At 65.5% G+C, this 26,321-nt stretch carries 26 protein-coding genes and 6 pseudogenes; 12 read left to right on the top strand and 20 right to left on the bottom strand.

The window, feature by feature from the left end; translation table 11 throughout:
- Positions 1–131 precede the first annotated feature (131 nt).
- Both ACIBI6_RS34275 and ACIBI6_RS34270 read right to left on the bottom strand, forming a co-directional pair.
- Positions 132–323, bottom strand: coding sequence for a hypothetical protein (locus ACIBI6_RS34275; protein ID WP_396959016.1), 192 nt, complete (start codon positions 321–323; stop codon positions 132–134).
- Between the two features lie 188 nt (positions 324–511).
- Positions 512–2,356, bottom strand: coding sequence for an acyl-CoA dehydrogenase (locus tag ACIBI6_RS34270; protein ID WP_396959014.1), 1,845 nt, complete (start codon positions 2,354–2,356; stop codon positions 512–514).
- Between the two features lie 56 nt (positions 2,357–2,412).
- Here ACIBI6_RS34270 and ACIBI6_RS34265 point away from each other — a divergent pair, with 56 nt between their 5' ends.
- Together ACIBI6_RS34265 and ACIBI6_RS34260 are read left to right on the top strand one after the other, a co-directional pair.
- Positions 2,413–2,952: an L-tyrosine/L-tryptophan isonitrile synthase family protein gene (locus ACIBI6_RS34265; RefSeq protein WP_396959012.1), complete on the top strand. Its 540-nt coding sequence runs from the start codon at positions 2,413–2,415 to the stop codon at positions 2,950–2,952.
- Between the two features lie 242 nt (positions 2,953–3,194).
- The gene (locus ACIBI6_RS34260; RefSeq protein WP_396959010.1) at positions 3,195–5,195 is read left to right on the top strand and encodes a YhgE/Pip family protein; all 2,001 of its coding nucleotides are present in this window, start codon (positions 3,195–3,197) and stop codon (positions 5,193–5,195) included.
- A 419-nt stretch (positions 5,196–5,614) separates the two neighbouring features.
- Here ACIBI6_RS34260 and ACIBI6_RS34255 read toward each other — a convergent pair whose 3' ends face one another.
- Entirely contained in the window at positions 5,615–5,740 is a 126-nt protein-coding gene (locus ACIBI6_RS34255) for a hypothetical protein (RefSeq protein WP_364358779.1), read from the bottom strand.
- Between the two features lie 190 nt (positions 5,741–5,930).
- Here ACIBI6_RS34255 and ACIBI6_RS34250 point away from each other — a divergent pair, with 190 nt between their 5' ends.
- Complete coding sequence (locus ACIBI6_RS34250; protein ID WP_396959007.1) at positions 5,931–6,071, top strand: winged helix-turn-helix transcriptional regulator; 141 nt, start codon at positions 5,931–5,933, stop codon at positions 6,069–6,071.
- Here the strand turns inward: ACIBI6_RS34250 and ACIBI6_RS34245 are convergent.
- The 6 genes and pseudogenes from ACIBI6_RS34245 to ACIBI6_RS34220 form a co-directional block, all read right to left on the bottom strand.
- Positions 6,030–6,593, bottom strand: coding sequence for a transposase (locus ACIBI6_RS34245; protein WP_396959005.1), 564 nt, complete (start codon positions 6,591–6,593; stop codon positions 6,030–6,032). The two genes, ACIBI6_RS34250 and ACIBI6_RS34245, sit on opposite strands and share 42 nt — an antisense overlap.
- Entirely contained in the window at positions 6,484–6,849 is a 366-nt protein-coding gene (locus ACIBI6_RS34240; RefSeq protein WP_396959164.1) for a winged helix-turn-helix domain-containing protein, read from the bottom strand. The genes ACIBI6_RS34245 and ACIBI6_RS34240 overlap by 110 nt, the downstream gene beginning before the upstream one ends.
- A 281-nt stretch (positions 6,850–7,130) precedes the next feature.
- The gene (locus tag ACIBI6_RS34235) at positions 7,131–10,448 is read right to left on the bottom strand and encodes a protein kinase (RefSeq protein WP_396959003.1); all 3,318 of its coding nucleotides are present in this window, start codon (positions 10,446–10,448) and stop codon (positions 7,131–7,133) included.
- A 146-nt stretch (positions 10,449–10,594) separates the two neighbouring features.
- Positions 10,595–10,755: pseudogene (locus ACIBI6_RS34230) on the bottom strand (IS1380 family transposase); the annotation flags it as partial.
- Between the two features lie 47 nt (positions 10,756–10,802).
- On the bottom strand, positions 10,803–13,115 hold the full coding sequence (locus ACIBI6_RS34225; RefSeq protein ID WP_396959001.1) for a BTAD domain-containing putative transcriptional regulator: 2,313 nt from the start codon (positions 13,113–13,115) through the stop codon (positions 10,803–10,805).
- A gap of 195 nt (positions 13,116–13,310) precedes the next feature.
- A complete protein-coding gene (locus ACIBI6_RS34220) occupies positions 13,311–13,952 on the bottom strand; it encodes an MBL fold metallo-hydrolase (RefSeq protein ID WP_396958999.1) in 642 nt (213 codons plus the stop codon).
- A 71-nt stretch (positions 13,953–14,023) separates the two neighbouring features.
- On the opposite strand from ACIBI6_RS34220, the gene ACIBI6_RS34215 reads away from it, so the two are divergent.
- A complete protein-coding gene (locus ACIBI6_RS34215; RefSeq protein WP_364358764.1) occupies positions 14,024–14,521 on the top strand; it encodes a MarR family transcriptional regulator in 498 nt (165 codons plus the stop codon).
- Between the two features lie 2 nt (positions 14,522–14,523).
- On the top strand, positions 14,524–15,174 hold the full coding sequence (locus ACIBI6_RS34210; RefSeq protein WP_396958997.1) for a fumarylacetoacetate hydrolase family protein: 651 nt from the start codon (positions 14,524–14,526) through the stop codon (positions 15,172–15,174).
- A gap of 359 nt (positions 15,175–15,533) precedes the next feature.
- On the opposite strand, the gene ACIBI6_RS34205 is transcribed toward ACIBI6_RS34210, so the two are convergent.
- From ACIBI6_RS34205 to ACIBI6_RS34195, 3 genes are all read right to left on the bottom strand, one after another.
- Positions 15,534–15,857, bottom strand: a complete 324-nt coding sequence (locus ACIBI6_RS34205; RefSeq protein ID WP_364358758.1) for a hypothetical protein — start codon at positions 15,855–15,857, stop codon at positions 15,534–15,536.
- 182 nt (positions 15,858–16,039) lie between these two features.
- Positions 16,040–16,348: a hypothetical protein gene (locus tag ACIBI6_RS34200; protein WP_396958995.1), complete on the bottom strand. Its 309-nt coding sequence runs from the start codon at positions 16,346–16,348 to the stop codon at positions 16,040–16,042.
- Positions 16,349–16,350: 2 nt separating this feature from the next.
- The gene (locus ACIBI6_RS34195) at positions 16,351–17,352 is read right to left on the bottom strand and encodes a WYL domain-containing protein (RefSeq protein WP_364358755.1); all 1,002 of its coding nucleotides are present in this window, start codon (positions 17,350–17,352) and stop codon (positions 16,351–16,353) included.
- 112 nt (positions 17,353–17,464) lie between these two features.
- On the opposite strand from ACIBI6_RS34195, the gene ACIBI6_RS34190 reads away from it, so the two are divergent.
- A complete protein-coding gene (locus ACIBI6_RS34190; protein WP_364358752.1) occupies positions 17,465–17,932 on the top strand; it encodes a VOC family protein in 468 nt (155 codons plus the stop codon).
- Positions 17,933–18,053: 121 nt separating this feature from the next.
- Positions 18,054–19,083: pseudogene (locus ACIBI6_RS34185) on the top strand (aldo/keto reductase).
- A gap of 196 nt (positions 19,084–19,279) precedes the next feature.
- Here the strand turns inward: ACIBI6_RS34185 and ACIBI6_RS34180 are convergent.
- Together ACIBI6_RS34180 and ACIBI6_RS34175 are read right to left on the bottom strand one after the other, a co-directional pair.
- Positions 19,280–19,507: a hypothetical protein gene (locus ACIBI6_RS34180; protein WP_364358746.1), complete on the bottom strand. Its 228-nt coding sequence runs from the start codon at positions 19,505–19,507 to the stop codon at positions 19,280–19,282.
- The gene (locus ACIBI6_RS34175) at positions 19,504–19,767 is read right to left on the bottom strand and encodes a hypothetical protein (protein ID WP_364358743.1); all 264 of its coding nucleotides are present in this window, start codon (positions 19,765–19,767) and stop codon (positions 19,504–19,506) included. Before ACIBI6_RS34175 ends, ACIBI6_RS34180 begins: the two co-directional genes overlap by 4 nt.
- A gap of 132 nt (positions 19,768–19,899) precedes the next feature.
- Here ACIBI6_RS34175 and ACIBI6_RS34170 point away from each other — a divergent pair, with 132 nt between their 5' ends.
- Complete coding sequence (locus ACIBI6_RS34170) at positions 19,900–20,142, top strand: hypothetical protein (RefSeq protein WP_364358740.1); 243 nt, start codon at positions 19,900–19,902, stop codon at positions 20,140–20,142.
- A gap of 42 nt (positions 20,143–20,184) precedes the next feature.
- On the opposite strand, the gene ACIBI6_RS34165 is transcribed toward ACIBI6_RS34170, so the two are convergent.
- A complete protein-coding gene (locus ACIBI6_RS34165; RefSeq protein ID WP_364358737.1) occupies positions 20,185–21,261 on the bottom strand; it encodes an alkene reductase in 1,077 nt (358 codons plus the stop codon).
- Between the two features lie 43 nt (positions 21,262–21,304).
- Between ACIBI6_RS34165 and ACIBI6_RS34160 the strand changes: the two genes are divergently transcribed.
- From ACIBI6_RS34160 to ACIBI6_RS34145, 4 genes and pseudogenes are all read left to right on the top strand, one after another.
- The gene (locus tag ACIBI6_RS34160; RefSeq protein ID WP_364358734.1) at positions 21,305–21,682 is read left to right on the top strand and encodes a MerR family transcriptional regulator; all 378 of its coding nucleotides are present in this window, start codon (positions 21,305–21,307) and stop codon (positions 21,680–21,682) included.
- Between the two features lie 113 nt (positions 21,683–21,795).
- Positions 21,796–22,075: pseudogene (locus ACIBI6_RS34155) on the top strand (transposase); the annotation flags it as partial.
- 14 nt (positions 22,076–22,089) lie between these two features.
- Positions 22,090–22,260, top strand: coding sequence for a hypothetical protein (locus tag ACIBI6_RS34150; protein ID WP_364358731.1), 171 nt, complete (start codon positions 22,090–22,092; stop codon positions 22,258–22,260).
- A 73-nt stretch (positions 22,261–22,333) separates the two neighbouring features.
- On the top strand, positions 22,334–22,915 hold the full coding sequence (locus tag ACIBI6_RS34145; RefSeq protein ID WP_364358728.1) for a GGDEF domain-containing protein: 582 nt from the start codon (positions 22,334–22,336) through the stop codon (positions 22,913–22,915).
- A 650-nt stretch (positions 22,916–23,565) separates the two neighbouring features.
- On the opposite strand, the pseudogene ACIBI6_RS34140 reads toward ACIBI6_RS34145, so the two are convergent.
- The 5 genes and pseudogenes from ACIBI6_RS34140 to ACIBI6_RS34120 all read right to left on the bottom strand — a co-directional run.
- Positions 23,566–23,843, bottom strand: a pseudogene (locus ACIBI6_RS34140) (IS3 family transposase); the annotation flags it as partial.
- A gap of 82 nt (positions 23,844–23,925) precedes the next feature.
- Entirely contained in the window at positions 23,926–24,249 is a 324-nt protein-coding gene (locus tag ACIBI6_RS34135) for a hypothetical protein (protein WP_396958989.1), read from the bottom strand.
- A gap of 20 nt (positions 24,250–24,269) precedes the next feature.
- Entirely contained in the window at positions 24,270–24,584 is a 315-nt protein-coding gene (locus ACIBI6_RS34130; protein WP_364358971.1) for an OB-fold domain-containing protein, read from the bottom strand.
- Between the two features lie 584 nt (positions 24,585–25,168).
- Positions 25,169–25,397 (bottom strand): annotated as a pseudogene (locus tag ACIBI6_RS34125) (IS3 family transposase); the annotation flags it as partial.
- A gap of 12 nt (positions 25,398–25,409) precedes the next feature.
- Positions 25,410–26,180 (bottom strand): annotated as a pseudogene (locus ACIBI6_RS34120) (transposase family protein).
- Positions 26,181–26,321: the final 141 nt, after the last annotated feature.

The following is a 26,321-nucleotide window of genomic DNA, read 5'->3' as shown; positions in this document are numbered from 1 at the left end:
TGCCGGCCGCCTGATGCAGACGAACACCGATCTCGAGGGCTTCGGCGGCAGAGCGCGCTGAGCTCACCACGAAACCCACCAGCCCCACGACATCAGGACGTCACGGCTGCCGATACGTATCCCACCGGCCCTCAGGCACCGTTCTCAGGGCCCGCGCGAGGACAGTCGTCGCCTGCCGATGTGATATCCGGGTTGTCGGGGAGGTCGAGCTGCCCGCGTGTCACACCCGTTCCCGCGAGCAACGCATCGGTCCCGACGCCGCGCTGCTCAGCCAGCTCCAGCACCGCGATCACGATGCTCGGCGGAATCCTGGCATCGTTCAACCGGTCGACGGCGGAGTTGTTCTACGGGTCCAGACATGATTGGACAACCTCGCTGTGACGGGATGGCAATCCCGTGGGTTCCAGGATGTTTCCCCAACCCACCCACGGGAGCGCCGACCGGGGGTGGCGTCCCAACCGTGCGAAACCTCGACGGTGGGACGACCTCGCCCGACAGACGGGCGTGTAGCTCAAAATTCGGACTCTTCGATCGTCATCACGTCATTGTCGAGAGCCGTCAGGATGGCGCGGGTCGCGTTGAGTTCGGGCAGCACATTCTTGGCGAAGAACGACGCGACCGCGATCTTTCCGCGATAGAACGATGCCTCTTCCTCCGAAACGTTGTCCTTGTGCAAGGCACCGCACGCGACGTCGGCCTGCACCAGCAGCCGCCAGGCCACCAGCAGATCTCCCACCGCGTAGAGGAAACGAACCGCGCCCGCGCCGACCTTGTAGATTTCGCTCGGCTCGGTTTGCGCGACGACCAGATAGCCAGCCAGTGCTTTTGCCATGTCGCGAACCTCTGTGGTCGCGATCGCGAGCAATTGCCGCTCACCGAACAAGGAGTCATCGGGGTGCCCGAAGGTGGCGAAATCCTCGACCAGGGTCAACACATGTTCGAACGCGCGGCCGTGGTCACGAATGATTTTGCGGAAGAAGAAATCCTGTGCCTGGATCGGTGTGGTGCCCTCGTAGAGCGTGTCGATCATGGTGTCGCGGATGTACTGCTCGAACGGATAGTCCCGCAGATACCCCGAGCCGCCGAGCGTCTGCAGGCTCAGCTTCAAGGTGTCATAGCCGCGTTCAGAGCCGAATCCCTTCACCACGGGCAGCAAGAAGTCGTTGACCGACCTCGCTAGCGTCGGGTCCGCCCCTGAAAGACGCTGTGCCAGTGTGGGTATGGGGTCCTGATAGGCCGCGGTGAACATATAGAGCGAGCGCAGTCCTTCGGTGTAGGCCTTCTGGGTCAGCAACATCCGCCGCACCTCGGGGTGCCGCGTGATCGGTACCCGTGGCGCGGCGCTGTCGGTTGCGCGGGTGAGGTCGGCACCCTGGATCCGCTCCTTGGCGTAGTCGAGTGCGCTGAGATAGGCGGTGGACAGCGTTCCGGCCGCCTTGACCCCCACCATCATTCGCGCATTCTCGAGGACCCTGAACATTTGCGCGATGCCGTTGTGTTTGTCACCGACGAGCCAGCCCACCGCAGGGGAACCGTTGGCGCCGAAACTCACCTCGCAGGTGGGTGAGGACTTGATTCCCATCTTGTCCTCGACGCCAGTCACATACACGCCGTTGCGCTCACCCAATTCCAGTGTCACCGGGTCGAAGTGATACTTCGGGACGAAGAACAGACTCAGTCCCTTGGTTCCCGGCCCGGCGCCCTCGGGCCGGGCCAGCACCAGGTGGAACAGATTCTCCGCGGTATCACCGACGTCACCGCCGGAGATGAATCGCTTGACACCTTCGATATGCCAGGTGCCATCGCCCTGATCGGTTGCCTTCGTGCGCCCTGCACCGACATCGGAGCCCGCATCGGGTTCGGTCAACACCATGGTGGCTGCCCAGCCGCGCTCCTGGCTGCGGGCAGCCCAATGCTGTTGTTGCGGCGTACCCAGATCGAACAGCACCCCCGCCATGGCCGGCCCCATGTCGTAGAAGCACACGGCAGGGTTGGCGACATACAGCATTTCGCGCACGGCCCACACCATCGCCATCGGCGCGCGCTGCCCGCCGATCGCCTCGGGCAGACCGAGCAACGACCAGCCCGAGCTCTTGAGCGCCATGACCGAACGGCGCAGCGACATGGTCAACACGATCTCGTGAGTCTCGCTGTCGAAACCCACCGGGTGGCGGTCCGCTGAGGCGAACGACTCCGCGATCGGCCCCTCGGCCAACCGCGCGGCTTCCTGTAGCATCGCGCGCGCCGTCGAGGCGTCTATCTCGCCATAGTGCCCCTCGTCCAACAACTTCCCGACACCCAGGACCTCGAAGAGGTTGAACTCGATGTCGCGGACGTTACTTCGGTAGTGCCCCATAGGGTGGTTCCCTGATCCTTCGACGGAGATGGTTATCAGCACCGCGGCAGCTCATAATGCGCTGGCAAGCGAACACTCGCGAGACAGCCGACGGTGAGGCCGCGGTAGTGACCGTGGACATCGGAGCGGTCCATGCCGTCCGCGCGCCGGGCGCAGCGGTGGTCACCTCTGAGGCTAGCCAGCCCAGACGGAGTCTAGACAGGGCTGAAACCGCCAGTACGGTAGCCGAGACCGCCACATTGGCGGACCCAGTACACGACGAGACTCGCTTTTTGTTCGAGGATGCAGACCGTTCGGGATCCACGATGAGTAGGTCCGCCTTGCAGCGTGACAGCCGACGCAGGGCCTATCAGGTGATCCGTCAGAGCCAGGCGTGGTCGAATCTGCTGGACAAATGGTTTCCTGACGCAATCCGTCTTTCTATTCACCAGCAGCCCTGCGCCAATAAAAAAATTGGCATACATTTGATGGATTGCACCGATGATGACCAGTGGCTCACACCGTGGCATTCCGTGGTAGTTGAAACGCCTGATGGGTACCGCCTCATGAAACCGCCATCGGGATGCTCAGCCCAATGCGCTACGAGCAGTCCCTGACAGTCACAGCGAAAGCTGCTTGAACCCCTGTCCACCATGCGGGGTGAACCTCAATGGGGGAAATTGCGACATCGGGTGGGTCTTCACTGCCACACTGTCTGACTTGGTCACCGAATGCACACGCGTCTGATTAGCGTCTTGCCAAGTCCGATCGTGCCCACAGCAAGGCTCGCGGATCTCCAACTTTCCAGGGCATGCGCGCCGCAGGCCACTTGTGCCCGATCGGTGCCGGAAGGGCCGTCATGGCAGGTAATTCCATCACAGCGCGAGTCATCGACGGACTGCGCGTTCTCCGAGCTGACCCGCCGAGCAGGCCTGGTCTGCTGCGAGCGCTGCTGGTTCTCGGGCTCGTGGTACCAACGTTGGTGTCTGCTGTCTACATGTGGGCCATGTGGGATCCTGAGGTATATCTCAAACACGTCCCGGTGGCAGTCGCCAGCGACGACGTCGGCGGCATCGACAATGGCAAACCCGAAAACCTCGGTGCCCAGATCTTGGACGGGCTCGCCTCGGGCAACGACGTGGAATTCCATCGCGTCTCCAGCGTCGAAGCAGTGGCCGGACTGCGCGAGTCCCGCTACGCCTTCTCCGTCGTCATTCCTCGCGATTTCACCCGCGACATCCTCACCGTCACCGACCCCAAACCCACGCCCGCACGAATCAACGTCTGGTACAACGACTTCAATGGAACACTCGGATCCGCGGTAGCCGACAGCGTCATCGCACAAGCACAACGGCAAATCACCGCTTCGATTGGGCGAGAGTTCGCCACCCAGGTCCTCATCGGCATCAACAGTCTCGGCTCCGGCCTCGGCGACGCCGCCCACGGCGCAACGCAACTCGCGGACGGCACCGCACGACTCGCCGACGGATCAGCACAACTGGCCACCGGGCTCGATCAAGCACTGACCGGCAGCACTCAACTCGCCGACGGCACCGGCCAGCTCAGCAACGGGGCCACACAGTTGGCCACCGGAGCGACCCAACTCGTCGGTGGCACAGACCAACTTGGTAACGGGGCCGCCCAGATCCGCGACGGAGTCGACCAGATCGCCTCACCGATCCTGGCCGCACTCACCCCGTTCGATCAGCTCGCCACCCAGCTCGATCCTCTGCTGGACAAACTGGCCGCCAGTTCCGATCCGGCGATGATCTCCGCCGTCACGCAACTACGATCACTGCTCAACCAGGTCCGCCAAACCAACCCCGACAGCATCACTTCCCAGATCACCCAACTACGCGACGGCACACGCGAACTCGCCCGGCAACTCACCGACCCCAACGCCGACTACCGGGCCGGGGTGCTGGCACTGGCACAGGGCGCAGGACAGCTACGCGACGGCACGCAAGCACTCGATCAGGGAACCAAGCAGCTCACCACCGGACTCGGCGAGCTCGCCACCGGCGGCCACCAGCTCAAGGACGGCGCCGAACAGCTCGACAACGGTATGCACCAACTCGACGCCGGACTCACCGACGGGTCGGCGGCCGCACCCCACATCGCCGACCCGAACGCCTCGGCCAGCATGTTCAGCCAGCCGTTCTCGATGAACATCTCCAACCAGGAGCCCGCCGAACGGGTCGTCAACGGCGATCGCAGCCACAAAGTTCTTGCCGGCGGCGCAGGCCCGGTCATCGTGGTCCTAGGAACATTCCTCACCGTCATCGTCGCCTGGATGCTGCTGAAACCGTTGCGGGCAAGCACACAACCCGGCTCGCTGCGACGCCGTGCACTACGCTCGGTGGTCGACAAGACGCTGATCGGTGCGGTGTGGGGAATCGTCGCGGCCGGTGCCACTGCGGCATACGGCAAATCGATCGGATGGGAACCCCACAACTGGGCCACCATGATTGCTGTCGTGGTTCTCGTCGGTATCACCGCCGCGGTCACCACGCACATGTTCATCGTTGTCTTCGGGCGCGTCGCGGGCAGCATCGCAGCGTTCAGTTTCTACATGTTCGGCCTGTTCGCATTCGGTGGCGTGTTCCCACTCGGCACCACTCCCTCGGCATTCAAGCCGTTCGCCGATATCAGCCCACTGACCTTTGCACGGCGCGCCATCATCCGTTGCGACATAGGCCTTTACGACCAGATGTTCTGGATCTCGGTCATGATGCTGACCGCAATGACCGCGCTCACCCTCACGATCGCGGTCTCTGCACAATATCTACGGCTGCGTGCAACGACCAGCAGCAGACCCAAACCCCTCAGCGCTGCCGACGAATTCACGGTGCCCGCCTGAGCCGCTGCCACGTGCAGCCGATGTGTGTCGGACCGGTCACCTTCATCCCGGCCCGCGCGGCAGTCCCCACCCGGTACGGGGGTGTGGACCGTGGCGCTTTCGACTCGCGGCCGACATATGCTCGTGGGCTGAATGTGCCAGGAAGGTCTCCGCATATCCTCGACGGCACCTTAACCTGCCCGCTCAGCCAAAACTCGCGATAGTCGACTACGCGCGCAGCCGATCCGAACCCCTGATCTCCGGTCGACAACGGCAGAACGAGCTACCGATCCCTGGGGACGGCAGCAGCGTCGACACGCGCTCGAGAACCTGGGCTCCGACTGCGATCTCAACGATCCACAATCGTCAATCAGGTTGCGCTGCAGCGTCTGCCAGCTTCGGTGTGCCCATGCTCGATAGGCATACGGTACCTACCCGAATCAGTCGAGAAGTACGATGGCCTCGACTTCGACGAGCACGTCATCGTCGAAAAGACGTTCGACACCGATAAGCGAGGCAAGAGCCATCGGAAGCCCGAGCCCCATATCCTCAGCGGCGGTCTCCACACCCGCATGAAGTCGTCGGTCTCATCCGGACTCCACTGGTCACATAGAAGATCAGACACAACACATCAGCGAAAGATGCACCTGCTCCCGCCAAGCCGAGCGCGGCGTTGCGCAGCGACTCGGCCACCTGTCCGGCCAGTTCGCCGGCAGACTCCCTATCGACGCCTCGCGTCGTGAACAGCTCGATCAGGTGAGCGGCGAATGGTCGCTCAGCATCCTCGACGAGGTCTGTGAACGGCCCTGTCGATTAAACGAGTTGCGTCGAGCCATCCCAGCGGTCACTCAGAAATCACTCGGGACTGCCCCGAGATTGGTTGACTCGCGGTGTTAAAGATCTTTCGGTAATTGGGTGATTTGCGGTCATAAAGGTAGTCCGGCATGGGCGAGGAAGTTGAAACATAGGTCGTAGTCGCTGCCGACGCGGTCGAGGCCGGCTCGGGCGGCGGCCTGTGCCTCGTCGATGGTGTCGGGGCACAGGTTGGCCAGTTCTCTGGATTTCCAGGTCGCCCCATACCTGTTCGATGGAGTTGAGGTCGTAGGCGTAGCCGGGTAGCTGCTCCACACGCAGCCAGTGTCGTTGCGTGGCGAGCCAGGCTTTCATGGCCCGGGAACGGTGCGCGGACAGACCGCCCCAGATCAGGGTGACCCGGTCGCCAGCGAAGTGGTCGCGCAACTCGGTGAGGAACTCGATCAACGATTCGGTGTTGTAGCCCCCTTCTTTCATAGCGAATACGAACGCGGCTTCACTGCGGTCGGGCCGGTAGGCAAGCACCCCGGACATGGACATGCGCTTCCACGAGAACCGGTGCCGTAGAACAGGTGTGATGCCACGGGGCGCCCAGGTCGCTCTCACTGCGGGCAGCAGGGAGAATCCGCTCTCGTCTTGGAAGCAGATCCACCCACCTCGACGCCGAGCGCATTTTTATGCGCGGCAACTCGGTCTTGCGCCACGCCGCGATCGCCTCGTCGTTGCGCTCGACCGCCCGCCGCGCCGGACGCTGCCGACTCCAGCCCAACCTCTCCCGCAAGATCGTCCAGGTCTGCGTCTCTGAATACCGGACACCGGTTACACCCATGATCACCTCAGCGACCCGCGCCAAGGTCCACATGTCGGTCGGGAACCCATTCGCTTTGGGTCCCTTCATCAACGCAGCCGACCGCTTCCGCTTTCGGCCCCGCTCCCGCCCACCCGACGACGGCACCCGCTCCGACGCCCCGCGATTGTCCTGCACCACAGCACAATCCGAGCGAACAACTCACTGAGTTGCCGAAAGATCTTTAGGTGCCCCACGACCTCGATATTCGACCGGCAAGCCGGGGGTTATTCGGTTCAGAGCACCTTCCATCATTTCAGAGCTACTGGCGGCGTGTCTCGCGTGAATGGCCGAGGTCAGCGTCCTCGAGGGTGTGCCGATCGGCTCCGGTCGGCGACCCAGGCGGCGATCTGGGCGCGGTTGGTGAATCCGAGTTTGGTGAGGATGTGTTCGACGTGTCCGTCAGCGGTGCGCTGGGAGATGTGCAGGCGGGCGGCGATGGCTCTGTTGGTCAGGCCGTCTGCGACGAGGTCGGCCACTTCCCGCTCCCGGGTCGTCAGCTCGGACGGACCCGGACCGCGAGTCGCAGCCTGGGGATGCTCGCCCAGGGCGTAGCCGATCGCGGCGTCGAGATCCATTGCGGCGCCTTCGTGATAGGCGGCATCGAAGGATCGCTGCCCGAGCGTGCGACGGGTCTCTCGTTCGCAATCCTCGCGATGGACCACCAGGTTCGGGAAGAACACCACGGAGGCGCCCGTCAACTGGTGCAGTGCCTTTGTGGCGCCCATCAACACCGCGGCGAGCCGCGCGGTGCCGCCCTGGACTCCCAGAATCCACGCCAGTGTTTCCAGGGCTGTCGCGGCCATGAGCGGGTCTTTCTGCTGCCTGATCAGTTGCAGCCACTGCCGCAACTGCCGCAGCGCACCGTCGCGATCACCGTGGCGCCACGCGGCAACCACCGTGCCCCACAAGGCATATGACCGATGCATGTAATCGCCATATGCTTCGGTGATTGCCAGGCCCTTCTCGTGGTACGAGAGAGCTGTTGCGCTGTCTCCCTCCAATTCGTGAGTCCATCCCAGCCCGAGCAGGGCGAAGACCTGCCCGGAGACGTCGTCCTCCGCAGTGAACGACTCGACGGCAGCTTCCAGGGGTGCGCGTGCTTGCGGTAGGTCGCCGCTGCGAACCGCGTAGAGGCCGAGAGCTAGCCCCGCGAATCCGCGCACGATCGGTCGCTCGGTCTGTTCGGCCAGCTCCTGCATCTGTGCGATCAGGGCGGACGCCGCTGTGAGGTCGTCCTGGGATACGGCCACCAGGACGGCACGCCACAGCGCCTTGGCGCGGACGGCGGTAGCGGGCGCGGGCCGTCTGGCGAGGGTGAGGTCGAGCCAGTGCCGCGCCTCGCCGACCTGGCCTCGGGAGAACCAGAACGGTTGCAGCGCTGCCGCTATCGACAACGCGGCGTCGGGTTCCGCTTCGGTGTCGGTCAGGCAGAAGTCCAGTGCCTGGCGCAGGTTGGGTTGTTCGCGGTCGAGGCGGGCGATCCAGTCGAGTTGGCGGGGGCTGAGCCAGTCGGCGTCGGCGTCCAGGGCGAGCTTTCGGTACCAGTTCAGGTGTCGGCGTCGCAGGTCGGCGTACCGGCCCGCTTCATCGAGTTTGTCGCGACCGTAGTCGCGCACCGTCTCGAGCAGCTGGAACCGCACCACCGGGACCGACTGTTCGCAGATCAGGATGGACTTGTCGACCAGGCCGGTGATTACGTCGAGCAAGTCCGCCGCTGCGAGGTCATTCCGGCACACTTGTTCGGCGTCGTCGAGTTCGAAGTTGCCGGCGAACACCGACAGCTGGGCCCAGACTGCTTGCTCGGCCGGGGTGCACAGGGAGTAACTCCAGTCGATGCACCACCGCAGGGTCTGCTGTCGGTTGGGCGCGCTGCGGCTGCCGTGGGTCAGCAGTGCGTAGCGGTCGGTGAGCCGCTCCAGGATCTGTTCGGGTGACAGTGTCCGCAGCCGGGCCGTGGCCAGCTCGATCGCCAACGGCAGCCCGTCGAGGTGGCGGCAGATCTCGGTCACCGCGGCGAGGATGTCCTCGGTGAGCGCAAAGCCCGGCACTGCGGCGGCGGCACGTTCGACAAACAGAGCGACCGCGTCACAGCGGGCCGCACTTCGCAGCGAGGGCTGCCGATCTGGATCAGGAACGGTCAGTGGCCGCACCCGCAGTAAAGACTCACCGGCGACACCGAGAGGCTCGCGGCTTGTGGCGAGGATCCGAAGGCGCGGGCAAGCGCGCAGCAAGGTCTCCGAGACCTTCGCTGCCGCATCCACTATTTGTTCGCAGTTGTCGAGCACCAGCAGCAGCTGCAGTGGCGCGATGTAGTCGACCAGCACCTCGTGCACCGGCTGCCCTTGTGCGCGCAACCCTAGAGAGGCGGCGATCACCCCTTCCAGCAGCGCGCCGTCGTTCAGCTCCCCCAGTTCGACCATGCGCACCCCGTCGGCGAATTCTCGTTGCGCGCCGGTCGCCACTCGTAATGCCAGTCGGGTCTTGCCCACCCCACCGATCCCGGTCAAGGTCACCAGCCGGGAGCTCGCCAGCAGATTCTTTGCCTCGGTCAATTCGCTACGGCGGCCGACGAAGCTGGTCAGCTCGAGGGGAAACAGCCCGTTTGCGCTGTTGACCGACGAACCGAACGGCAGGGGTTCCCGCACCGGCGGGGGGCCGGCGGTCAGGGGAATCAAGGGAACCGGAGAGCCTTCTTGCCACTCGGCATCCGCTGCCGCCCGTACCGCCATCTCGTCAACCGGCCATCCGCGCGCGGCCTGCAGATGCTGCAGCTGCTCACCCACCGCCGCCGCGGAGGACCGCTGCTCGCGAGGGCGGGCCATGGCATGTTCGATCACCGTCGAAACGTCCTCGTCGATGCCCTGCTCGCGTAGATCAGGGAGCGGCTGTGTGGTGATCCGCAGAAACTGGGCTACGACCTGTTCGCCGCTGCGCCGCTCGAACGCCGCGTGCCCGGTCAACGCGGCGAACAACGTTGCGCCGAGCCCGTAGACGTCGGCTGCGGGGGTGGGTGACTCCCCGGCCAGCACCTCCGGCGCGGTGAACGCGGGCGAACCAGTAACCGTGGCGGTACTGGTCTGGAATTCGTCGGGGATGCGGGCGATCCCCAAGTCGGTCAGTGCCGGTTCACCGTAGTCGCTGATCAGGATGTTGGCGGGTTTGACATCGCGGTGCAGGATGCCGAGCCGGTGCGCGGCCTCGAGTGCCCCGGCCAGCTTCACCCCCAACCGCACCGTCTCCGGCACCGACAGTGGACCGTGCTGGCGGATCCGGGCGTCGAGCGAGTCCTGCGGATAGTAGGGCATCACCAGATACGGCAGCCCCGACGCGATGGTGCCGACCTGCAACACCGCCACGATGTTCGGGTGCCCGGTCAGCCGGCCCATCGCCCGATGCTCCCGAACGAACCGCTGCAGGTTCCCCTCCTCCAGGACAGCGGTGAGCACCTTGATTGCCACGGTCCGGTCCAGCGCCGCCTGGGTGCACCGATACACCACTCCGAACCCGCCGCGCCCGATCTCCTCAGCGTCGGTGAATCCTGCTTCTGCCAGTTCCGCCGTGACCGCCGGGCTCACGGCGCGCTGAGTTTTCAAAGGGTCTATGTCGCCCATGCGCCGGTCCTGCTCCGTGATGTTGTTCACGATACCGCGCGGTCGGTTCCACGGTTTCGCCCTGTGGTGATTGCTTCCTACGAGATAGCCATGCCGGCGAAGGGTGTCACTCTCGCCATGTGGCTCCACAGCGGGAGATATTGAAACGGCAGGTTGCGCAGGCCGGTGTCTTTCGCGTAGCGGATGCGGTCCTCGCAGCGGGCGCGTCGGCGGTGCCGTAACTCCAGGTCGAGGATCTGTCCGGTCCTGGTATTGGTGACGACGTGGTCAGCCGCAGGCCGTCGATGTCGGTGAACCGCAGTTGCGCGACTGCTGCGTCTGTTTTCCCGTAGTAGTCCAGGAGGATGCCGAGGATCAATTCGCTGAGGAATGCGGTGGGCAGTCGCCTACTTCGCGGAGGGTTTCGGTGGCGTGGTTGAATGCGTGTTCGGCGTTGAGGTCGCCCCCGCCGATCAGCCGGGATCTTGCGGCGATCAGTTGTGCCCGGCCCATAGTCCGGCGATCGCCGTCGGTTTCGGCTAGCCGGGCCAGGGTGTCTAGTGATTGGACCATGCAGGGCAGGTGTTCGTCGGCGTCGCCGCCGACTGTGAGCGCCAGCGCGAGATCGACGGCGAGTGTCCGGGTGCGGGTGTCGCTGCTGGCGGCTACTTGCCGGAACAGTGCCATCAGCCCGAATCGTTCGGTGATTGCCCAAGCAGTGCCTTGCCGTTTGTGGGTGAATGCCTGTCCGGTCGCTGTGGTGGCGGCGAAGAAGTTGAGGTCCATTCCCAGGTCGCGTAGTGCCACAATGTTTTTGGCGGTGGCGAGGTGGAAGTCGACGAGCCGGTGCAGGGCCTGTGGCCATTCCTGGCGTTGGGCGGGGTCGGCGATTTGGCGGGCGAACAGCCGTAGCAGGCTGTGGTAGCGGTAGCGGCCTTGTTCGGGTGTTTGCAGCATGCCCAGGTCCACCAGGGTTTCGCAGCAGCGCTCGGTCTCGGCGGGGTCTCGGTCGAGCAGGGCCGCGATCGCGGCCACCGGCAGATCGGGTGCCTCGCTGAACGCGATCAGCACGAACGCGCGTGCCGATTCGGGAGCCAGCCGGCGGTAGCTGGTCCAGAACACCGACTCGATGCTGGTGTTGCCGACGATGAATTCGGCCAGCCGGCTGCGTTCGTCGGCCAGTCGCTCGGCGAGTCCGGCCAGTCGCCAGCTGGGGCGGCTGGCCAGCCGTGCGCCGACGATCCGCAGTGACAACGGCAGGTGTCCGCATTCGCGCAGGATCGCTTGTACTGCGTCGGGTTCCTCGGATAATCGCTGCTTGGGCAGCATGGCTTCGAGTAGCTGGCGTGCCTCGCCGGTACTGAGTAGCGGCAGGGGGACCAGCCGGGCATCGAACAGTTCGGCCAGGCTCGATCGGCTGGTCACGATCACCGCTGCCGCGCCCGGGTCCGGCAGTAACGGGGTGAGCTGGGCGAGATCGCGGGCGTCGTCGAGTATCAGCAGCATGCGTTTGCCCGCGGCCATGCTGCGCCATCGGCCCGCTCGCTCGGCTGAGTCTCGCGGCAGTTCACCCGGGTCGACACCGAGTGAGCGGAACGCGACTGCCAGCAGCATCTCGGTCGCGGGTACCTGCTCGTTCATACCATCGAGATCCAGATACACCACACCGTCGGGAAAACGGTCCCGCAGCTGGTACGCCAGCCGCACCGCCAGCGTGGTCTTTCCGATACCACCCATTCCGGTGATCGTGATCACCGGGCGGTGTCCCTCCTCACCGCCCAGCGCCCCCGCCAATTCCTCGACCAGCTCCTCGCGTCCCACAAAACCGGCGATGCCGCGAGGCAGTTGCCCCACTGCAGGCACCGATACCTCAGCGGGTTTCCCCGCCCCCGCCACACCGGTCGCTGGCATGCCGGTCGTCTTCGCCGGTTCCGCCGCGGCGGGTGGTGATTCGGCCACCAGGATTTTCTGGTGTAGCTCAACCAGCCGCGGTCCCGGTTCCAGGCCGAGTTCCTCTGCAAGAGCGCGGTGCGCGGTGCGGTACACCTCGAGTGCCTCGACGCGGCGCCCGGCCCGATACAGCGCCACCATCAACAGTTCGTACCAGTGTTCCACATACGGTTCGGTCCGGACCAATCCCCGTAGTTGCGCGATCGCCGCCGAGTATCGGCCCAGATCCACCGCGACACCGATCGTGGCCTCTTCCAGCGTCGACCGTAACTGCTGTAGTCGCGCCTGCTCCTTCTCCACCCACGGGCCGGGCAATCCGAACAACGGATCACCACGCCAGAGTCGCTTGGCCGCCACCAGCTTCTCGTTCGCCTCCGTCGTGGCGCCGAATCGGCGATCGAACTCGGCGGCATGGAGTAACTCCTCGACCACCGCAACATCGGTCCTCACCGGCAAGGCCAGCCGGTAACCGCCTCGAGTGGAGCCCAGCCACTCCGCCCCGGCACCGGCACGACCAAAATTCTCGAACTGCCGGCGCAGGGCATGCACATGATTACGCAACCCTCCCACCGCCGAGGCCGGTGGCCGATCCGTCCACACCCGCGCCGCCAAATCCGCGATCGACAACGTCCGTCCCGGCTCGGCGGCCAGGATCACCAGCACAGTCAGCATCTGCGGAGTCACACTGTCGAGCCGGCGGTCTCCCAGCCACGCTTCCACCGGCCCCAACAAACTCAACCGAAGCTCCCCCGGCCTCGTCTCGTCAACCCCCGAGATCTGCTGCGCTGTCAAGCCAAACCCTCACATTCGCCCCGGGCCCGAAGCCCTCGACCAGGACATCCTTCCAGCCACCGAGTCACCAACCTCTCTCATGTCCGTACATCTAGATAAGGGGCGGTGGGTAGCCCGGACCATCCGTGTTGATGTGACCCGCTACACCGTGATCGCATCGGAGACAGGGACGATGGTCAGCGGGACCTCGCTCAGCATGGCCGGGCTCAGAAAGCGTGCCATCGACTGTTGCCCGATGTCGCTGAGCATGATTTCGTGGATCTGGATGAGCTGCTTCGGTGCGATCTCGCGCACAAAGTCGACCGCGGCCGCGACTCTGGTCCAGGGCCCGCTGGTCGGCAGCAGTAGCGTCTCGACCGGCGCGGAGGGGACGTGGTAGGCGTCACCGGGGTGGTAGACGCGGCCGTCGACGAGGTAGCCGACATTCGCGCCGGCGGGAATGTCGGGATGGATCTCGGCATGCCGGTCACCGACCGCCGCAACGTCGAAGCCCGCGACGGTGAAACGATCGCCGGCGGCCACAACGCTGACCTGGTCACACCGGTCAGCCCAACGCCCGACGGCGGCGGCCGGTCCGTAGACCCGCAGCTCCGGACGGGTTTCCAGGGCTTTGTCGATCACCGCCTCGTCGAAGTGATCGAAGTGGTCGTGGGTGATCAGGATCGCGTCCGCGGCGGCAACAACCGCCGCCGCGTCCGGGGTGAAGGTCCCCGGGTCGACAACGATCCGGCCACCGTCTCCTACCAGCGATACGCAGGCATGGGCATGCTTTATCAATTGCACGGTCAGCTCCTCGGCTCAGATGTACAGCCTGTACTGTACAGGCTGTGCTGTATATCGGCTAGACTGGTGCTATGAACGACACGTCCTCGACCCCACCGGCGCCTACCGCCGACGAGTTGGCCAGCCATTTGCGGCTCGCGGTCGGCGCTCTGGTCCGTAGTACGCGCGTGGCCGACCGGCTCGCCCCCATTCTCGCTGCGGTGCTGGACCTGCTCGACGTGCGCGGTCCGATGACCACCGCCGACCTGGCGGCGAGCAGGGGGGTCCGACACCAGACCATGGCCACGACGGTCAAGGAACTCGTCGAGGCGGGGTTCGTGGCCGCCGGTCCCGACCCGCGCGACGCGCGCAAGAAGGTCCTCACGCTCACAGCGGCGGGAAGCACCGCTATCAATGCCGATCGACGAGAGCGCGTCCACGTGCTCGTCGAAGCACTGCACCGGACCCTCACCGAGGACGAGCGTCGGGTGCTGGCGCATGCGTTGCAGCTCATCGATCGGATAACCGAAGCTGTTGCCGACATCTATCGGCCCGCGGCCGAGTCCCAACCTCTCACCGGAGCGTGGTGACCGTGCGGTGCACGACCGCCTCCGCACCGCTTCCGCGCCCGGGAAAAATCGTTGCCGTCGGTCTGAATTACGCCGCGCACGCCGCCGAAGTGGGGCGAGCGAGCGCCGAGACACCCCAGATCTTTTTCAAGGCGCCCGGTACTGTTATCGGACCCGGGGAGGCCATCGTGCTACCTCCGGAGTCCTCCCGCGTGGAACACGAAGCCGAACTCGGGATCGTCATCGGCCGCCGCATACGGCGAGTGGATGCCGTCGCCGCCGTGGACGCCATCGCCGGATACTGCTGCGCCAACGACGTTTCGGCTCGCGACATTCAGCACGAGCTGGGCCTGCCGGATTACGCCAAGTCCTTCGACACTTTCTGCCCGCTGGGACCGATGGTCGCGGCTGCGTCCGTCGACGTTACTGCTCTGCGGGTGGAATGCCTGGTCAACGGCAGAATGCGGCAGTCGGGCCGCACCGCGGACATGCTCACCCCGGTCGGCGAACTCCTCGCCTATATCACCGCGGCGATGACACTGGAACCCGGCGATGTCGTGCTGACCGGAACCCCCGCCGGCTCGGGCGCCCTGTCGCCTGGTGATCGGGTCACCGTCAGGATCACCGGTCTGGGAAGTCTCACCAACCCGGTGACCGCCGAGGGGGAGCACTGAACGACGGGCGCGCGAGACTTGCGGCACCCTTCTCCACGTCCCCGCGCGCTGAGCTGGTGGACGGCTCGCGCGGTATTGGGATGGCCGACGCAGCCAGCGGGGTTCAGGTCACGGACGGACGCTAAGTTCTTCCGCCGTTCGTTGAGCAACGCGAGCGCATCGGCGTCTGTTTCCGTCTGCGCCGGTCGGCAATCTCCGTGCAGTGCAGCGACACTCGCTGCAGCGGCAGCGTCGATGCGGTCGTTCTCGCGGCTACCACGCGCGAAAGCTGTCGCACCCGGGCGGTCGCGGCCGGCGCCACATCCACCACGGCCTCCCCCATCGTCACCAGCCACAGTGCCAAATGGTGACCGAGGCCTTCAGCGTTCTCCACCGCCCAGCTGCGTTCTGGCCATTGCCGTGCCCAGACCAGCAGCTGCCGATATCCGGCGTGGCTGGCGTCGACGCGGGTCGAGCCTCGGTCGGAGTTCGTCGTGGGATCGAGGGTTGTTGCGGTGTGGGTGGGGCTCGGCCAGTTCTCCGAACTCGGTCGAACACAGGGTGGCGACATCGGTGCCGATCTTGCCGACCGACCCGCCAATCGCGGCGAGCAGGCCGACGATCTCGGCGAAACCATCGCGGGCAACGTGCCAGGTGATCTCGGGGTCTCGCAGGCCGAGTTCCTCGGCAAGAGTCGCTCTCACTCGGAGGCCGTCCGGACCGGGGACCGAGGGAGGCCAGGGTTCCCGTCGCACCTCCGAACTGAACCATCAGGTCCCTCTGTCGAGCCGCGGCCAGGCGGTCGGCGTGGCGGTCCGGGGCCGACAACCAGACGGCCACCCGGTCGACCGGAGGGCGGTGGAGTCCGTGCCCGCCGTCTCTGGGATCAGCTACGATTCGCTGCTCGCTCACGCGCGCCCGGCAGATGGGGAAACCCGTTGAGCGGCAACAGGATCGGCGCGCACATCAAGTACCGCGAGTTCCCGCTCTGCGGGGCATGCGACGAATACGTGTCCTGACCGCCAGGAACGCTCACCGCCGACTCCGAATGGGAGATCCACACCTGCCCCGAAGGATGTGGCACCCAGATCAGCACCGTCCCGAGGTTCTGGTCCGACCCGGGCCAGGCCACCGAATGGTTCGACGGCTGATCGGTGCGCCACACCCACGCGAGTTCTTCCGATGCTTCGAACATGCTTATGTCCCCGGGCGTGCGGCGCGCGCGGCGCGCTGGGACAGGGTGGCGAAGGCGTCACGCAGCGGGTCCGGGCCGATGACCTCGATCTCGGTGTCGAAACGCGCCAGCGTCGCGGCGAGTGCGGCCCAGGACCAGGAACCGGTCAGCAGTCTGGTGCGGGCGGGGCCGAGTTCCTCGACGACTGCGTCGCCGGCGAACGGGGCGACCTGTGCGGCGGGTAGGTCGAGGACCACCTCACCGCGAAAAGGCCAGGTGTCGGTGCTGTCGGAGCCTTTGAACCGGGCGGACAGGAACGCGGCGACGTCGCCCCCCGGCACATGCCGGGGGCTGAAGCGCGGCCCGTTGGGAACGCGCAGCGCCATCCGATCGGCACGATAGATCCGCCAATCCTGGCGCTCGGGATCCCATCCGATCACATACCAGCGTCCACCCCGGACCACAAGGTGATGCGGCTGCACCCGCCGCGCCGGCCGCAACCTGGGATCCTGCGGCCCTGCCGCGGACCGGTAGTCGAACCGCACCTCCTCCGCGGACCGGACGGCGGCGCTCAGCGCGAGCAGAACGGCGGTGTCGACCTGGAGATCGGCGCCGCGCCCGGCCGATTCGACCACGGTCACCTCGAGGGCGTCGACGCGTCGCCGCAGGCGCGACGGCAGGACCTGCCGCACGGTCGCCAAAGCGCGGGCAGCGGCCTCTTCGATACCCGCTCCGGTCCCGACCGCGATCCGCAACGCCACCGCGAGCGCGACCGCCTGCTCGTCGTCGAACAACAGCGGGGGCAGCTCGCTGCCCGCCTCGAGGCGATAACCACCCTCGGGTCCCTTGACCGCCTGGACGGGGTAACCGAGCTCGCGCAGCCGATCGACGTCACGGCGAACCGTGCGCTCGCTCACCTCCAGCCGCTGGGCGAGCAGCGCACCCGGCCAGTCACGGCGGACCTGCAGCAACGACAGCAGCGAGAGCAGGCGGCGGGAGGTCACCTTCGACGACGCGGTCGGCATGGTGACAGACTGCCATAAATAGCGGACGTTCCCTGACCTGTACTGCTGGCAGGGTGGCGTTGTCGCTGGAACCCTCCGGCGGCGAAAACACCTCCGAAGGGACCCGATCACCATGTCGGTACACGCTGTCACCCACTTGAACTTCCATGGTCAGGCTCGCGCGGCCCTGGAGTTCTACCAATCGGTGTTCGGCGGGCAGACCACCATCGCCACCTACGGCGACTTCGGAATGCCCGCCGAAGCGCCCGACGCCACCAAGGTGGTGTTCGGACAGGTCATCGCCGACAACGGCTTCCGCGTCATGGCCTACGACGTGCCCGGTGCGGACACCCCGATCGCGCAGGGCGCGCCCACCACCCGCCGCGAGAACGGCGCCACCCTCACCACCGAACCGTTCTTCCTGTCCGTCCGCGGCGACACCGTCGAGGAAGTCGGCGCGCTATGGGGACGTCTCGTGGACGGGGCGAGCGTCATCGAGGAATTCCGCCCGGCGCAGTGGGCGCCCGGGTTCGGGATGCTGCGCGATCGCTTCGGCATCACCTGGATCCTCGACGTCGCAGCCGAGTACGCCCAGGCCTGACGCCCTTGCCCCGGGGTGCGACCGATGCGCTCGCGAAGATCCGGATACAAAGCAGTACAGACGGTTTCGGGCGCTCCCTGAACCCGGCCCGGCGGCTGCCGCCAACCACGCAGGAGACACCATGCACACTCGGCCGCTCGGCCGCACTGGCATCCAGGTCAGCCCGTATGCCCTGGGCACCATGAAGTTCGGACGCTTCGGCAACCCCGACCACCAGGAGTGCATCCACATCGTAGGCGCTCGACGAGGGGATTAATATCATCGACACCGCCGACGTGTACGGCGGCGACGGCGAGTCCGAACAGATCGTCGGGAAGGCGTTGCGCGGTCGCCGTGACAACGTCGTCCTCGCCACCAAGTTCAACGGCCCGATGGAGCCCGACCCCAATCAGCGTGGCAGCTCGCGGCGCTGGATGGTCGCCGCGGTCGAAGCATCCCTGCGCCGCCTCGGGGTCGACCACATCGACCTCTACCAGGTCCACCACCCCGACCCCGGCATCGATATCGAGGAAACCCTCGCCGCCCTGACCGATCTGCTCCGCGCGGGCAAGGTCCGTGCCATCGGCCACTCGAACTTGCCGGCCTCGGACATCGTGGAAGCCCAGTGGGTGTCCGAACGCCGCGGGCGGGCCCGATTCCGCACCGAGCAACCGCACTACTCGATCCTCAACCGAGGAGTCGAACGCGAAATCTTCCCGGTCTGCCAGCGCTACGGCCTGGGCACCCTGGTCTGGAGTCCACTGGCGATGGGGCTACTCACCGGCCGATACCGCAGACAGGGCGGAGAGACAGCGTCGGCGGCCCTGCTGCACTGGGTTCCGCAGCACATGACCGACGAACGCAAACGCGACGCCGTCGAAATGCTCATCCCGGTCGCCGAGCAGGCCGGACTGTCATGGACCCGCCTCGCCCTCGCCTTCGTCATCACTCACCCCGCAGTCACCTCGGCGATCATCGGACCACGCACCCTCGAGCAGCTCGACGATTTCATCGCCGCAGGCCGCACCCGCCTCGATGACGACCTCCTCGACCGCATCGACGAGATCGTGCCGCCGGGAACCGACACCGGACCGATCGACATCGCCTACCTACCACCACACCGGCGGCAACCGCGGCTACGCCGCCGCGCCGCCGACGACCGCATCATCTGACGAGCTCCACACGACGATGTCGTCTCGGTGCCGTGAGCGGTCGTCGTGCTCATTGGGGTTCCGTCCGACCTGCACAGCGTGGTCGGCGAACGCTCGTAGTAGCGGCCGAGCAAGGCAAGATCGACCGCGGCGGTGACTCCGTCGGTCCAGTCCAGACCCAACACCGCGGTGAACAGCTCGCGATGCAGCTGGTCCATCACGTCGTCTTGCTGATCGAGGCACGCCGTGTCGCCCGGGTCGCGGAATTCCAATACCGCTGTCGCGCTGGTGCTATGGCGACCGCGGCCGCACCCCATCTGCGCGACAACGGGGCGGACCGAGTCTGGACGGCGTGGCCCGGGTGGCGCTGGCGGATAATGGTGGCAATGTGGCCGGCGAGGGTGCCCATGCGGGTGAGATCGCCGACGAGGTAAAGGGCGGTCACGACCTGACGCAACTCGCTGGCGACGGGAGCTTGCACAGCACGGAGCCGACAGCGGCGTGCTTGCAGCGGTCGCGCACGCTCTCGATCTCTGCGCACACGTGGAGCGTGTGCTCCGCCTCTCGCAGATCGGCATCGAGCACAGCATTCGCCGCCGCCGCGACCGCAATGAGGTCATGCACGCTCATCGCCACGAGCAGCGTGACGAGACGGTCGAAATCCGCGTGGTATTGCGTCCGCATCGCTCTATCCTCGTCGAACACCAACAGTTCCGTTAACCAGCTGAAACGGGCAAACGATGCGCGATGTCGCCGGGCTCTATACCCTCGGAGAAGCCGAGCCCGGCAGCGAACCCAGCCCCTGGAGGGCGGTCTGCTCGGCGCGACAGGCGCTCGGTGAACGTCTCCGCCCATACCGCCCGTGACCAGCTGATCCATGCCGCCGGAATCATCGCCGACACCACGATCGACCTCATCGGCACGATCGGCCGCGCCGTGTGGATAACCACCTACCGGCCCGACGCCAGCGAACCGGCCCCTGCGTGGTCAAACGCGCCATCTCCAAACACCGCGCAAAGGGGCCATATCGACCGCAACATCAACAAAACCGAGATCAGCGTCCATATCCTGCCCAGTTGACAACCGGGCAGGAACCCAAATTGCGCAGTCTTGACCCTAGGGTTAGGTCTGCCGGTAGGCGCTATAGGTGAGGTAGCCGGTGTCACCACCGGTGTAATAGGTCGCCTCGTCGGCCTCATCGAGCGGCAGGTCGAATCGCAGCCGCTCGACGAGGTCCGGATTGGCGATGAACGCGCGACCGAAGCTGATCACGTCGGCCCCGAGGTCGAGCCAATGCTCGGCGGCCTTGCGATCAGTGGGCACGGCACCACCCGGGATCGAGGGGTTGACGATCAGCGGGCCCGACCACGCGCGGCGCAGACCAACGAGGGTCTCCTCGTCGGCCGTCGCCTCTAGGTGGACATATGCCAAGTCGTGAGTGGCGAGCTCGGCCAGGAGCGCCCCGTACAGCTCGGGCACATCCTCGTCGATCGCGTCCCAGATGCCCGCCCCCGGGCTCAGCCGGATGCCGACCTTGGCGGCGCCGATGGCGTCCACCGTGGCCGCGACCGCCTCGACCGCGAAGCGGATCCGGCCCGCGATCGAGCCGCCGTACCTATCGGTGCGCTGGTTGGCACTGCTGGACAGGAACTGCCCGATCAGATAGCCGTTGGCGCCGTGCAGCTCGACACCGTCGAATCCCGCCTCGATCGCGCGGCGGGCCGCAGCCGCATAGGACAGTGCCTCGCTGCCGATCTCCCCGGTGGTCAGGGCGCGGGGGACGGGGGCGGGCTGCGGGCCGGTCGGGGTGAAGACCAGCGCCCCGCGCGCCGCCACCGCCGACGGACCGACCGGTTGCAGGCCCGTGGTGTCGGGATGGCTGATCCGGCCGCCGTGCATGATCTGTCCGAAGAGCCGTCCGCCGTTGGCATGGACCGCCGCGGTGACCTGCTTCCACGAAGCGACCTGGGCATCGGTGTAGAGCCCCGGCGTCAGTGGGTTGGACTGGCCGAGCAGACTCGGCTGAATGCCCTCGGAGATGAGCAGGCCCGCGGTGGCACGTTGGGCGTAGTAGGCGGCCATCGACGGCGTCGCCAACCCTTCGACGTCGGAGCGGACCCGGCTCATCGGCGCCATCGCGATCCGGTTCGGGAGCCGAAGTCCGGCCAGGTCGTAAGCATCGAACAATGTCGTTGTCATACCTCGACGGTAGAACCTACCATTGACGTCAGGTGTCAGTTTTATGAGGGAGGTCACAGTGCGGATCGGCGAACTGGCCGAGCAGGCGGGGGTGAGCGTCCGCTCGTTGCGCTACTACGAGGAGCACGGACTGTTGACCAGCGCGCGCAGCGGAGGCGGTCACCGAACCTATGACGACGGCGCGGTCGAACGAGTTCGCCTGCTCCAGCGGCTCTATGCCGCGGGGCTGTCGAGCAGCACCATCGCGGAACTGCTGCCGTGCGTCGATTCACCCAGCGCCGCACAGACGGACGAGACATGGGCGCGCCTGCTCAAAGAACGCGAACAGCTCCAACAGCACATCGCTGAGCTGCTCCGAACCCGCGACACCCTCGACGAGATCATCGAAACGAACCGCAGCCACCGGCAGACCTACTCCTAGCCTCGGCCATTCGCGGTGATCTCGGCACCGCTTGCCGGAGGTGAGTGAAAGGTGCTCCTACCTGCGATAATTCGACTTTTCTAGGGTTGAATTTCGCGGTGGTGGAGTACCTGGTGAGTGAATCTATGTCGTGGTACCCGTCGCTGAAAGTTGGCGGTGACGGGTCGGGGGTCGTGTCGCAGGCCGGAGCGGTAGTGCTGCTGCGCACGGCGGAGCAGGTCGGGCTGGATCGGGCGTTGTCGGGGCGCGCTGGCACCATTGCGCAAGCGGTTGGCCGCGCACGATCCGGGCAAGATCGTGCTGGATCTGGCCGTGTCGGTGGCCATCGGTGGTGACTGCGCCGCGGATATGTCGCTATTGCGGACATCGCGGGCACTCTCCTCGATGCCAACCCAGGCCTGGCCGGAATGATCGGTGTCCCGGTCGAAGCATTGCACGGGACCTCGGTCTTTCGGTTCGCCCACCCCGACGACCGCGACGAGATCCGGACGCTGATTTTCGGCACCCTGATTGCGGCACATGAAGGCACCGTAAAACTGGAGCAGCGATTCATCCGCACCGACGGCAGCACCGGATAGGCATCGTTCGCCATCACCTACGTGCTTAGGATCCAATAGGCAGGCCGACTATCTCCTCGCAGTCGGGGCGGATGTGACCGAGCAGCACCGGCTGCAAGCCGAACTGCACCGGCAAGCGCGCCACGATATGCTCACCGGCCTGCCCAACCGGCGCCACCTTCTCGAACGGATCGAAACGCTCACCGCTACGGTCGCCGATCGCGGCCGAGTAGGACTGTGTTTCGTCGATCTCGACGGATTCAAACAGATCAACGACCGCTACGGTCACGGAATCGGTGACCAACTCCTCGCCGCTGTGGCTACCCGCCTGCACGACAGCCTGCCCGTCGGGAAGGGCATGATCGCCCGCATCGGGGGCGATGAATTCGTTGTTCTCGTCGCGCCTCCGGCTGACGACCTCCGCGTCACCGCCGTTGCCGACCGGCTGCTGTCCACACTGGCCACCCCGATCGTCATCGGTGAGTACGAACTGCGGATGTCGGCCAGCATCGGGGCCGTGACAACCCTGGCCGACACCCCGGCCGCGGCCCTGCTGGCCGCTGCCGACCGCGCGCTCTACGACGCTAAAACCAGAGGTAAAGACCAGTGGGTACTCCGCGTACTCGACACCCCAGCAAAGGTTGAACACAGCCAGGCCCTCCCCCGGTTTGGTTGAGCCAACCGAACTCGGGGCAGTCCCGCCGAAGCATAGGCGCGTGATCCCGTCGGGCTAGGCCACCAGCCCTCCAACCGCCCGCACCCGGGCCTCCACCGGCGACGGTGGTGATGACGCCGTTTATCGCCGCACCCAGCCCGGACCGGTGATCCACACAAGACGTTGCGTTTCAAGCGATCTCCCCTGTCGGCGGCCCCGATGCCGGGCGGCGGTGGAACCCGAGCATCTACAGACAATCGGAAACTCTCGTGTTGATCGGCTGTCGCACCACTCTTCGTAGGGTGCGGCCATGTCGGCGGGCGCGAACGCTAGCCATCCCGAGCGAGGTGAACAGGACGACGAGGACGCGAATAAGCTTGTATATCACCAGTTTCCCCTGTGCTCGATTTCCTTTGTGGCACCACTCAATCCGCACGCAGCGCGGTGGGCGTCGAGATAGCTGGTGCAGGCGAGCGCGCAGCGCCCCGGAGACCCGTTGCGCTCGCCTGTTGCTCCGGGTTCCCGTGCGTTGCAACCCGGAGCATTCTCGGGGTAATCGTCAAATGAGTCGCGTAGTCCTTCGGAATGATTCAAGCTGAATGAAACCGATGGGTGTGCTATGCGGCTGCGGTATCGGTTTCCTGGGTGGTGCCCTCGGCTGGCCGGTTGATCTAGACGGTGCCGGGCAGCGCGAGGATCTTCGGCAGTGTGGTGGTGGCGAAGCGGTAGGGTGCCGCGCTCGAGCTTGGGCGAGTACTGATCGCCGATCGGCGGCTTTGTCGGCGGCCAGTCCGTAGTGGACATCGGCGGGGGTGTGCAAGCCGATGCCGGTGTGGCGATGTTCGCGGGTGTACCACTGGGCGAAGTAGTCCATGAATTGCCCTGCCTCGGTGAGTGATCCGAAGCGTTCGGGGAATTCCGGTCCGTATTTCACGGTCTTGAACAGCGCTGCTGGACTTGCGGTGGCGAGGAACGTCGAACTGAGGCGATACCAGGAATTCGAGTCCATCAGACCAGGCCAGGATGACCGGTCAGGGGCGGACTTCTTGTACTGCGGCTTCGGCTCGTGCCTCGAGGATCGCGAGGAGGACCATGCGGCACATGGACATGCCAGACAGGTGTCCGGGGAGCGTCAGCACGGTGTGGGCCTCGGCTCGCCGGCATTCGTGGACGAGATCGACGAACGCTGGGGGCAGTGTCGCGTTCTGTGGTGCCGGCTCATGGAATACGGTGCCTAGCGCATACCCGAGTGATCTGGCGGCAGCCCGCAGTATGTTGTCGGCGGACTTCGGGTCGCGGTCACTCAGCAGATCGTCGCGCACGTATCCGTAGGCAAGAGGTAATAAAGCAGTCATCGAAGCACACGGCTTGCCACCTAGGTCGCAGCCGCCTCCTGCCGGTGGTTCCCAGTTGCAACGATCTCGCGGGGCACACGCCACAACGGTGGCTGCCGTGGATCGGCGCCGACTTTGAAGACCGGAAACCTGTTCTGGCGGGGACTCGGCTGGAAGTGCACACGCACCGGCCCGGTGGAGATCAGCGGGACTTCAACTTCGATGGAGGCGCAGACCCATGGGCCCTCGTCGAGTTCGACGATGGCGATCGTCAACGGCGTCAACTCGCCGTGCGGAAAACTCATGCGACGCACCGCCCGCCACGACACGATCGAACCAACACCGGACGAGGGCATCGACTCGAGATCCTCGGACGCGCAGGCGGAACACGCGCAGGTCAGAGGCCCGAAGAGCCTATCGCAGGCCACGCAACGACGGATCGTCAACGTGTCTTCGACACAACGGGCGCTGTCGTCGCTGACACCGTCTGGGTATTGGGCATTCGGTGGGAACATGAAAGCCTCCGCGGAACGGTGCTGGTAAATTTCGTTTCAGCATCGTTCGTCCGGAGTACTCCCACGAGGGTGGAATGACCCGGGGGCATACCTGTTATCCCGGGCGGGCCTTCGTCGGCGCACGCGCAACAACAGGTCATTCCGCGAATCATCGTGCGGAGATATTGCGGATCCTGAGCTGAAACGTCGCTTCAGGCCGGTTCGGTTTCGGTCCTGGCGACCACTTTCCTCGACGTCTGTTGGCGCCGCGGAGGTGTCGCGTATTCCTTGAACTTATCGGCCGTCGCGATTCCGTTGCGTATCAACGACGGTGCTGTGCGGCTGACGGTCCCCCAGCGAGCCCCGGCGTGATGTCCACCGTTCTGCGGCCCAGTTCACCGAGCCCTTGATCAGCATTTGCGTGATGCGCCGATCCGGGTCATCTGTCAGCCAACGGGTTCGATGGCGACTTGTGCATAGTAGTCGGCTTCGTGCTCGACCGGTGGACGGCGGCCGCGGCGGTGCATCAGCCGGGAGCTGTTGTACCAGGCCGCCCATTTGCTGGTGAGCTGCTCGACATCGGCCAAACCCTGCAGCGGACCGGTCCGGAACGGCGAGTCGTCGCGGATCGCTTCTGTCTTGTATAGCCCCAATTGTGTTCTCCGCCAACGCATTAGTGAGCCTTTTTCATCCTCGGTTGGCTTCGAGTTCGCGGATTTGGAAGGTGTGAATCGCTTTGGCGGGCTGTCCGGCCTTGTGCGGGCAAGCAGCGTAGCTTCCGTAGAACTCAGCAGCTCTTGAGCTGAGCGTTGGCGTTCACCGGGGGCGCGCAGCCGTGCGTGGGCTCGATTGGCTTGCTTCTGCGACTCCGGTTTGCCGCGCCCCTTGTACGGAGCGAGCAGGCCGTCGATACCGTGATAGCCCTTGTCCACCAGCACGATCCATCCGCTGCGCTCGAGCTCGGCCACGATCTGCCAGATCCAGGCGGCCTTCGTATCGTGCACGCTGCCGGGCAATGCACCCGACACGCACACGACATCCCCGTCGGGTGTGGCGATGACCTGCACGTTCATCCCTGTGGCGGTGTCTTCCCGAGTAGTAGGGCCGGTCGGCGGCCACCCGCTCGATCGGGATCAGCGTGCCGTCCAGGATCAGGTAGGCGTGCCCGTCTGTTTTCGCCTGCTTCAGCGCCGACCGCAACTTCGGGGCACGGGCAGCCAGCAATTCCACGGTCTCGCCGACGTAACGCCATGCGGTGGTCGTCGAGATGTCGAACCCGGCCCCGAGATCGGCGTAGGTCTCGGCTTTACGCAGGTGGCCCAGCACGAGCAGGGCTTGCCGGCCCGGGTCGAGCTTGCGCCAGGCCGAGCCGATCGCGCGGCGGTGCCGACGGATCAGCCCGGCGACGAAGTGAAAAGTCCGACGTGACAATGGCAGCGCGGAACAGTAGAACAACACGTGAAGCCTCGGGTACTCAGCAGTTTTGGTCGACAGCTGATCTACCAGGGGCTTCGCCCATCCTCACACTGACACGCCATACCAATCACACTGAGGCACAGCCTCCTTCAGTCAGGATGAAAAAGGCTCACTATATGTGGA

The organism is Nocardia sp. NPDC050412, assembly GCF_044458825.1.
Taxonomy (GTDB): Bacteria; Actinomycetota; Actinomycetes; order Mycobacteriales; family Mycobacteriaceae; genus Nocardia.
The sequence above is the reverse complement of the archived record's forward strand: the minus strand, read 5'-3'. Positions and strand labels throughout refer to the sequence as shown.

Bases quoted from the DNA above. Each gene is read 5' to 3' on its own strand.
- ACIBI6_RS34150 (WP_364358731.1), top strand. From the start codon at position 22,090: ATGATCGGTGTCCCGGTCGAAGCATTGCACGGGACCTCGGTCTTTCGG.
- ACIBI6_RS34160 (WP_364358734.1), top strand. From the start codon at position 21,305: ATGAGGGAGGTCACAGTGCGGATCGGCGAACTGGCCGAGCAGGCGGGG.
- ACIBI6_RS34235 (WP_396959003.1), bottom strand. From the start codon at position 10,448: ATGGGCGACATAGACCCTTTGAAAACTCAGCGCGCCGTGAGCCCGGCG.
- ACIBI6_RS34215 (WP_364358764.1), top strand. From the start codon at position 14,024: ATGAACGACACGTCCTCGACCCCACCGGCGCCTACCGCCGACGAGTTG.
- ACIBI6_RS34195 (WP_364358755.1), bottom strand. From the start codon at position 17,352: ATGCCGACCGCGTCGTCGAAGGTGACCTCCCGCCGCCTGCTCTCGCTG.
- ACIBI6_RS34130 (WP_364358971.1), bottom strand. From the start codon at position 24,584: ATGCCCTCGTCCGGTGTTGGTTCGATCGTGTCGTGGCGGGCGGTGCGT.
- ACIBI6_RS34200 (WP_396958995.1), bottom strand. From the start codon at position 16,348: ATGTTCGAAGCATCGGAAGAACTCGCGTGGGTGTGGCGCACCGATCAG.
- ACIBI6_RS34240 (WP_396959164.1), bottom strand. From the start codon at position 6,849: ATGTGGACCTTGGCGCGGGTCGCTGAGGTGATCATGGGTGTAACCGGT.
- ACIBI6_RS34190 (WP_364358752.1), top strand. From the start codon at position 17,465: ATGTCGGTACACGCTGTCACCCACTTGAACTTCCATGGTCAGGCTCGC.
- ACIBI6_RS34265 (WP_396959012.1), top strand. From the start codon at position 2,413: ATGCGCTGGCAAGCGAACACTCGCGAGACAGCCGACGGTGAGGCCGCG.
- ACIBI6_RS34260 (WP_396959010.1), top strand. From the start codon at position 3,195: ATGGCAGGTAATTCCATCACAGCGCGAGTCATCGACGGACTGCGCGTT.
- ACIBI6_RS34165 (WP_364358737.1), bottom strand. From the start codon at position 21,261: ATGACAACGACATTGTTCGATGCTTACGACCTGGCCGGACTTCGGCTC.
- ACIBI6_RS34270 (WP_396959014.1), bottom strand. From the start codon at position 2,356: ATGGGGCACTACCGAAGTAACGTCCGCGACATCGAGTTCAACCTCTTC.
- ACIBI6_RS34135 (WP_396958989.1), bottom strand. From the start codon at position 24,249: ATGACTGCTTTATTACCTCTTGCCTACGGATACGTGCGCGACGATCTG.